General features: G+C 44.9%; 6 protein-coding genes and 1 tRNA gene. 4 read left to right on the forward strand and 3 right to left on the reverse strand.

Annotated elements, in window-relative coordinates; all coding sequences use genetic code 11:
• Window positions 1-78 precede the first annotated feature (78 nt).
• From luxU to uvrB, 3 genes are all read right to left on the reverse strand, one after another.
• Window positions 79-423 carry a quorum-sensing phosphorelay protein LuxU gene (luxU, locus tag ACWYVB_RS09675; RefSeq protein ID WP_012841577.1) on the reverse strand — a complete coding sequence of 115 codons (345 nt, stop codon included), beginning with the start codon at window positions 421-423 and terminating at the stop codon, window positions 79-81.
• A complete protein-coding gene (gene luxO / locus ACWYVB_RS09680; RefSeq protein WP_005396653.1) occupies window positions 420-1,826 on the reverse strand; it encodes a quorum-sensing sigma-54 dependent transcriptional regulator LuxO in 1,407 nt (468 codons plus the stop codon). The genes luxU and luxO overlap by 4 nt, the downstream gene beginning before the upstream one ends.
• Window positions 1,827-2,121: 295 nt before the next feature.
• Window positions 2,122-4,152, reverse strand: a complete 2,031-nt coding sequence (uvrB, locus tag ACWYVB_RS09685) for an excinuclease ABC subunit UvrB (protein WP_046874402.1) — start codon at window positions 4,150-4,152, stop codon at window positions 2,122-2,124.
• 559 nt (window positions 4,153-4,711) lie between these two features.
• On the opposite strand from uvrB, the gene ACWYVB_RS09690 reads away from it, so the two are divergent.
• The 4 genes from ACWYVB_RS09690 to rsxC form a co-directional block, all read left to right on the forward strand.
• Window positions 4,712-4,787, forward strand: a tRNA-Asn gene (locus ACWYVB_RS09690).
• Window positions 4,788-5,115: 328 nt separating this feature from the next.
• Window positions 5,116-5,694: an electron transport complex subunit RsxA gene (rsxA, locus tag ACWYVB_RS09695; protein ID WP_005380762.1), complete on the forward strand. Its 579-nt coding sequence runs from the start codon at window positions 5,116-5,118 to the stop codon at window positions 5,692-5,694.
• 3 nt (window positions 5,695-5,697) lie between these two features.
• Window positions 5,698-6,294 (forward strand): electron transport complex subunit RsxB, encoded by a 597-nt coding sequence (rsxB, locus tag ACWYVB_RS09700; protein WP_005396655.1) that lies wholly within the window; start codon window positions 5,698-5,700, stop codon window positions 6,292-6,294.
• An 8-nt stretch (window positions 6,295-6,302) separates the two neighbouring features.
• A partial coding sequence (rsxC, locus tag ACWYVB_RS09705) for an electron transport complex subunit RsxC (RefSeq protein ID WP_457528830.1) occupies window positions 6,303-8,482 on the forward strand: 2,180 nt, incomplete at its 3' end.

An 8,482-nucleotide genomic window follows, 5' to 3' on the forward strand; every position in this document is an offset into this window, starting at 1 on the left:
GTTTACTCGCTGTCAGTAATGAAAAAACCCTTCACTCAAGTGAAGGGTTTTGTGTAAGAGCCTCATCAGAACAATGCATTACTGCTGCCAATCACGATAAGCGTCGCGTGTTTCGTGCAAAAGATCGAACATCGTTTTTAACTCGTCTGACTCTTCAGCTAACTCACCTGCTTTGGCTTTTTTATCTATCGACATCGCCAATTGACAAAGACGGTCTGCTCCAAAGCTCGCTGCACTGCTTTTTAACGCGTGACTGATTTCTTTTAGGTAACGCAATCGCTCTGTCCCTTGAAACTGAGATAAATTCTCGATGTAGGTATCCATCTCCCCTAAGAAAATATCGAGTAAAACAGGAACATTATCACTGCCAATCTCCATCGACAGTTCATCGATTTTTTGCTGATTTAATACATTCACACTCATACTTTTTGCCGCTCTTCCTTGCCATTCCAAGCCTGTAACTTGCGGTAAATCGTCGACGGACTGACATCAAGGTATCCCGCCGCTCGGGGGATATTGCCATCACACGCTTCAATCGCTTGCTCTATCGCCATTTTTTCTGTCATCCACAACGGCATAATCTCAGACGCAGTCATCACTTTCGGCTCAATGAATTTCGCCACAGAAGACGGACGGTCAAGCGGTTGATTCAGCGGTGGCGGTAACATATCCAACGTGATTTCTTTACCGTTGTTTAGAACAACGATATTGCGCAGCACGTTTTGTAACTGACGAACGTTGCCTGGCCACTCATAGCTATTAAATCGGTCGATTACATCAGGCGCAAAACGCACGAAGCTTTTTCCTTCTTCGTGCGACATATAGCCTAACAGTGAGTATGCAATTTCAATGACATCTTCACCTCGTTCACGTAAAGGTGGCAAATGCAAAGGAATGACATACAAACGATAGTACAAATCTTCACGGAATCGACCTTCTTGTACCTCTTTCCATGGGTCACGGTTAGTTGCACAAACAAAGCGAACATCCACGCTCTTCATTTTTGATGAGCCCACTTTTTGGAACGTGCCGGTTTGAATAAATCGTAGCAATTTGGTTTGCAAATCTAAATCCATCTCACACAATTCATCAAGGAAAAGTGTGCCACCATCCGCTAATTCCGCTGCACCCTGACGATCATTTGCTGCACCGGTAAAAGCACCTTTCACGTGACCAAACAGTTCACTCTCAATCAAATCTTTTGGAATTGCAGCACAGTTAATCGCAATAAAAGGCTTGTCACCACGCTTGCTTGCCGCATGGATTGCCTCGGCACATACCTCTTTACCCGTACCACTTTCACCAGTGATGAAGATACTCGCTTTACTGCTCGCTGCTGAATCAATCGTGCGGTAAACCTGTTGCATAGTTTGGCTGCTGCCAATAAAGCCTTGATAACTTTGATTGCCCGGGTTATCAGCCTCGTTTTTTAACTTAGTCGCTTTACGAATCGCATTGTTAACCGTGACACGTAAACGGTCTGCTTCACACGGTTTGATCAAAAAGTCTTGAGAGCCATGACGCATTGCTTCTACCGCGGTATCGATAGAACCGTGAGCGGTCATAAAAATAATAGGTACGTCTGGATGACTCTTTTTTACAGCGTGTAAAACGTCCATCCCCGTCATATCTGGCAGACGAAGATCGAGCAGAATAAGATCTGGAATTCTATGGTTGAGACTTTCAATGGCATCCCTACCTGTACCGACAATATTGATATCTATACCAAGCGGTGTCAGGTATGAGCGGTACAGTGCCGCAACAGATGCGGTATCCTCAACCATTAAAAGGTAACGAGATTTAGGACCTTCAGATTTTTGTTGCATAACCTAGCTAATATTTTGTTGTGTTTTAAACAATAATCGCATTACGCTTTGCATTTTGCAAATAACATTAGCTAAATTATGGGTAAGAGAAAGGATTCAAAAATAATATCAATTATTTAAAAAATGGCATAAACCATGCTGATAGTTTAGTGACCCCTCGGGTCACCTAGCCAACTGACGTTGTTAGTGAACGAGATGTTCACAAAACAAGCCAATAGACCCGACTGCCTATTGGCTTCTTTTTTTTTGCAAGCAATCTAAAACTCTTGGCTAAGCTAGATCATTAAGCTTATTTTTAACTATTTGCGATGAACTGCGCTCTTAGTTTTTCAATCTCGTCACGCTTTTGCGCCGCCAATTCAAACTCTAAATCTTGCGCGTGCTGATACATTGCCGCCTCAAGTCGACTGATTTCTTTTTCCAACTGTTGAGGAGACATGACCTCGTATATTTGCGAAGGCTCCGCCACTTTCGACAACGGTACCTGTTTAGTATTACGCTGACGTTTAGACTTGGTAATATCGCCCAATTCCATAATATCTTTGATATTTCGTTTGAGTGCTTGCGGCGAAATGCCCATTTCTTCGTTGTACGCTTTCTGCTTCTCGCGGCGGCGGTTGGTTTCATCCATCGCCTTTTTCATGGAGTTGGTGATTCGGTCAGCATACAAGATCGCCTTACCTTCAAGATTTCGCGCAGCACGACCAATGGTCTGAATCAGTGAACGCTCGGAGCGCAAAAAGCCCTCTTTATCTGCATCCAATATTGCAACCAGCGAAACTTCAGGCATGTCCAAGCCTTCTCGTAGCAAGTTAATTCCCACCAGCACGTCAAACTCGCCAAGACGAAGATCACGGATGATCTCCACACGTTCTACGGTATCAATATCTGAATGTAAGTAACGGACCCTAACATCATGTTCGTGCAAGTACTCGGTGAGATCTTCGGCCATCCGTTTGGTCAATGTTGTCACTAGAACTCGCTCATCTTTAGCAGAACGGAGGCGAATTTCAGACAACAAGTCGTCTACTTGGGTCGCTACTGGGCGAACTTCCAATTCTGGGTCAAGCAAGCCTGTTGGACGAACAACTTGATCCGCTACATCGCCTGAAGATTTTTCTAGTTCATAATTTCCTGGCGTCGCAGAGACAAAAATCGTCTGCGGTGCTAACGCTTCAAACTCTTCAAACTTGAGCGGACGATTATCTAACGCAGAAGGTAAGCGAAAACCAAACTCCACCAGCGTTTCTTTACGAGAGCGGTCACCTTTATACATAGCACCAATCTGCGGCACCGTCACGTGGGATTCATCGATGATCAACAAACCGTCATGAGGCAAGTAATCAAACAATGTCGGTGGCGGCTCGCCTTCCGAGCGTCCGCTGAGATAGCGAGAATAGTTTTCGATACCTGAGCAAAAACCTAACTCATTCATCATCTCGATATCGAATTGAGTCCGCTGGCTAATACGCTGTTCTTCCAGTAGCTTGTTGTTGTCTAGAAGCTGTTTTTTGCGTACTTCTAATTCAACCTTAATATTTTCGATCGCTTCAAGAATGCGATCTCTTGGTGTCACGTAGTGCGTCTTAGGATAAATGGTGTAGCGTGGTAAATCTCGCTGTTTCACCACACCAGTCAATGGATCAAAAACACTGATGCAGTCAATTTCATCATCAAACATTTCGACACGAACTGCGTCTTGGTCAGATTCCGCTGGAAAGATATCAATCACTTCGCCACGAACCCGAAACTGTCCTCGCTCAAATGCCACGTCATTTCTTGAATATTGTAGCTCTGCCAAACGCCGTAGCATGTCCCGTTGATCAATCACGTCACCACGACGTAAATGCAACATCATTTGCAAGTAAGATTCTGGGTCACCCAAACCATAGATAGCAGAAACAGACGCAACGATAATCGCGTCTTTACGTTCCAATAGTGCTTTCGTTGCGGAAAGGCGCATTTGCTCTATGTGAGCGTTAACAGATGCGTCTTTTTCAATGAAAGTATCCGTCGTCGGGACATAAGCTTCAGGCTGGTAGTAATCGTAGTAGGAAACAAAGTACTCCACCGCATTATTGGGAAAGAATGATTTCATCTCGCCATATAATTGCGCTGCGAGCGTTTTGTTTGGAGCAAGTAATATTGCAGGTCGCTGGGCTTGAGCGATAACATTCGCTAGTGTGAACGTTTTACCCGATCCCGTTACCCCCAATAGTGTTTGATGTGCCAGTCCAGCATCGAGCCCCTCAAGCAGCTGCTTGATCGCTCCCGGCTGGTCACCCGATGGCTGATAATCGGAGACCAATTCATAGACTTTACTCATACCCTTCCTCAACTTTACTGCACTTTGGCTGTATATATATACACCTTAGCCAATGAAATCTACGTCTATCGAAAATTTACCCACCATTGTTAATAAATTTTCTTGTTTGTCTAGAATGCTGTAGCCATACAAAACCTACTCTGATATAGTATTTCGCCCTAACTGAAGAGCCACACCCATTCTTCACATTGCAGTTTCCACAACTTTTCCCCAAAAATTGGCCTAAACACTCTTTATCCCCAAAAGCTAGATTTTTATCCACCTTGAATACATTTTGCTTAACATCAATAAATCTATGTTTTAATTGCATATTCTCTGTATAGCTCTGATTAAAAATTCACTAAATAAAAACCAGGTTGCATATAAAAGATCTTTACTCAGATCTCATCAACATAGTTATCCACAAAATTAGTGGATAAGTAACCTCACCCCTTTGCTGACAAGCAGTACAGAAAAGTAAAGCCCTTCCCTCAATATTTTTTGCTAAAAATGTATTTTTTTACTGTTGACAGTAGTTTGGCTGCTCGGTAAGATTCGTCCCGCTTTCAAGCAAAGCAATTCCTCCTTAGCTCAGTTGGTAGAGCGACGGACTGTTAATCCGCAGGTCGCTGGTTCGAGCCCAGCAGGAGGAGCCAAATTCCAGAAAAGCCGTGTCGCAAGACACGGCTTTTTTCGTTTTGAAATAAAAAACTTCTTTCACCATCAATATCTCAAGTGACGACTTAAAGTTACTCGCTAAATGTAATTCCCGCCTTCTGAGCAAAAGATTCTTTGAGGAAAGACAGCACCAGCGTCTTTGTAAAATCCATTCAGCAAGCTGTTCAATTTCTTATTGATTCATCAAAATACCTCACATAGACGACTATTTTTCCATCGTGTATGTAAAACCACATCGTTCACTGGTTGTTATTGGTGTCACAAAACACGATAATATCAAGATCGGATTTTAAGAACGTAATAACTATGACCGAATATGTTTTGTTGTTGGTCGGCACTGTGCTGGTGAACAACTTTGTACTGGTGAAGTTTTTGGGCCTATGTCCTTTTATGGGTGTGTCCAAAAAACTGGAAACAGCAATAGGTATGGGCTTAGCAACAACTTTTGTGCTAACGCTCGCGTCAGTGTGTGCGTATTTAGTGGAAAGCTACATTCTTCGTCCACTGGGTATTGAGTACCTTCGAACCATGAGTTTTATTTTGGTGATAGCCGTTGTGGTGCAGTTCACCGAAATGGTTGTGCACAAAACAAGTCCAACACTTTATCGCTTGCTTGGTATTTTCTTACCGCTGATCACTACAAACTGCGCGGTATTAGGCGTCGCGCTTCTTAATATTAATGAGAACCATAACTTTATCGAATCGATTATCTACGGCTTCGGCGCCGCTGTTGGTTTCTCATTGGTGTTGATACTTTTTGCATCCATGCGTGAGCGCATAGCTGCCGCCGACGTACCAGTGCCTTTTAAAGGTGCATCGATTGCAATGATTACAGCGGGTTTAATGTCACTAGCCTTTATGGGCTTTACAGGTTTGGTGAAGTAAACAATGAGTACGATTTTAATTGCGATCATCGCGTTAGCGGTTCTTGCTGCGATTTTCGGCGCGATACTTGGTTTTGCTTCTATTCGCTTCAAAGTCGAGGCAGACCCAATTGTGGATCAAATCGACGCAATCTTACCTCAAACTCAATGCGGTCAATGTGGCTATCCTGGTTGCCGCCCTTATGCTGAAGCGATTGCAAATGGCGACCACATCAACAAATGTCCACCTGGCGGTCAGGCAACAATCGAAAAGCTCGCCGACTTAATGGGTGTTGAGCCAGAAGAATCTGCGCACGATCTCGACAGCAAAATTCCAACAGTTGCGTTTATCCATGAAGATATGTGCATTGGCTGTACTAAGTGTATTCAAGCGTGTCCAGTGGATGCAATTGTAGGCGGAACCAAAGCGGTTCATACCGTAATTAAAGACGAATGTACGGGGTGTGACTTATGTGTTGCACCATGTCCAACTGATTGTATTGAAATGATTCCTGTGGCAACCACCACGGAAAGCTGGAAGTGGCAACTTAACTCCATTCCAGTACTCAACATTACGGATGCTGCCGACGATGCAGCGAACGTGAAAGATTCAATTAAGTAAGGTTTCGCATGTTGTCTTTGATTGAACAAATTCGTACAGGCTCGCTTTGGGATTTCCCTGGTGGTGTGCATCCGGCAGAAAACAAAAAGCAGTCCAACAAAACTGAGCTCGTTCACGCGGCTATCCCATCAGAAATTGTATTACCGCTAAAACAGCACATTGGTAAGGCTGGTAACTTATTGGTTGCCGAAGGTGACCACGTATTAAAAGGCCAGCCATTAACGCAATCCGAAACTGGTTTTACCGTTCCAGTGCATGCTCCTACATCGGGTACGATCACCGCCATTGAGCCTAGAACCGTTGCTCACCCTTCAGGTCTGAGTGAGCTCTGTGCGGTCATTACACCTGATGGTAACGATACATGGTGTGACAGAAAACCCGTCGCGGATTACAAACAAGAAACACCTGACGCACTGATCGATATTATTCGTCTCGCAGGCATTTCTGGTATGGGTGGCGCAGGTTTCCCTACCGCAAAAAAAATCCAATCAGGTTTTGCTCGCACAGAGATTCTTATCGTCAACGCAGCTGAGTGTGAGCCATACATCACATCAGATGACAAGCTCATGCAAGAGCATGCCGAAGAGCTCATCCAAGGTATCGAGATTGTCGAACATATCCTGACACCAAAGCTCACGATTATTGGTATTGAAGATAACAAACCAGAGGCAATCAAAGCGTTAGAAGCTGCGGCTCTAAACAAAGATATCGTTATTCGCGTTATCCCGACTAAATACCCTTCTGGTGGTGAAAAACAGCTGATCAAAATTTTGACCAATAAAGAAGTACCAAGCGGCGCAATCCCAGCCGATATTGGTATTTTGGTTCAAAATGTCGGTTCTCTTTACTCAATCAAACGCGCAATCATCGATGGTGAACCGATGATAAAACGCGTGGTGACTCTCACCGGTAAAACATTCAAACAACCACGCAATGTTTGGGCATTATTAGGTACACCAGTACAGGCGTTATTGGATGAGTTTGGCTATAAAGCCGATAAAAAGTTACAACGTTTAATCATGGGTGGACCAATGATGGGCTTCACCCTTCCCCACTCTCAAGTGCCGATTACCAAGACAGCAAACTGTATCCTTGCCCCGACTCGTCGTGAGATCTCTCCACACCAACATGAGATGGAATGTATTCGCTGTAGCCAATGTGCTGAAGCTTGCCCTGCTTCACTACTACCTCAGCAACTGCAATGGCATGCAAAAGCTGAAGAGTATGACAAACTCGAAGAACTAAACCTAAAGGATTGTATCGAGTGCGGTGCTTGCGCGTTTGTGTGTCCAAGTGAAATTCCTCTCGTACAATACTACCGCCAAGCAAAAGCGGAAATTCGCACCAGAGCACAAGAAGCGGAAGCTGCGGAGCGAGCGAAGCTGCGTTTTGAAGAGAAGAAAGCGCGTATGGAGCGCGAAAAAGCAGAACGTGAAAATCGCTTTAAGAAAGCAGCCGATCAGCGCCGTAAAGACATGAAATCTTCTGGTGGTGATGATGCGATTGCAGCAGCGATCGCACGAGTGAAAGCTCAGAAGACAGAAACAACAGAAAAAGCAGAGCCAGCCGTGAAACCTGCCGTCGCTGCAGCCATTGCCAAAGCGAAGGCAAAACAGGCCGCAGCCGCTAAAGCAGGCTCTAGTGAACCTGATAACTCAGAAATGGCAAAACTGCGCGAAGAACGCAAACGTCTAGCCCGCGAACGTAAAGCACAAAAAGAACAAGGCGAAACGCCAGATAACAACGCTGATGATAAGAAATCGGCAGTTGCAGCAGCCATCGCCCGAGCTAAAGCGAAAAAAGCACAACAAGAAAATTCAACTGAATCTGTAGAATCAGAAACGTCTGCACAGCAAGACGGCGATCCGAAAAAAGCCGCGGTTGCTGCTGCGATTGCACGTGCCAAAGCGCGTAAAGCGAAGCAAGCAGACTCAACTGAAGCGGAAGAAGCTGAAGCACCTGCTGAGCAAACCGACGATCCGAAGAAAGCCGCGGTTGCTGCTGCCATTGCACGTGCCAAAGCACGTAAAGCGAAACAAGCAGACTCAACTGAAGCGGAAGAAGCTGAAGCACCTGCCGAGCAAACCGACGATCCGAAAAAAGCCGCCGTGGCTGCTGCGATTGCACGTGCCAAAGCGCGTAAAGCGAAGCAAGCAGACTCAACTGAAGCGGAAGAAGCTGAAGCACC

It is taken from the genome of Vibrio sp. JZG10 (assembly GCF_054064075.1).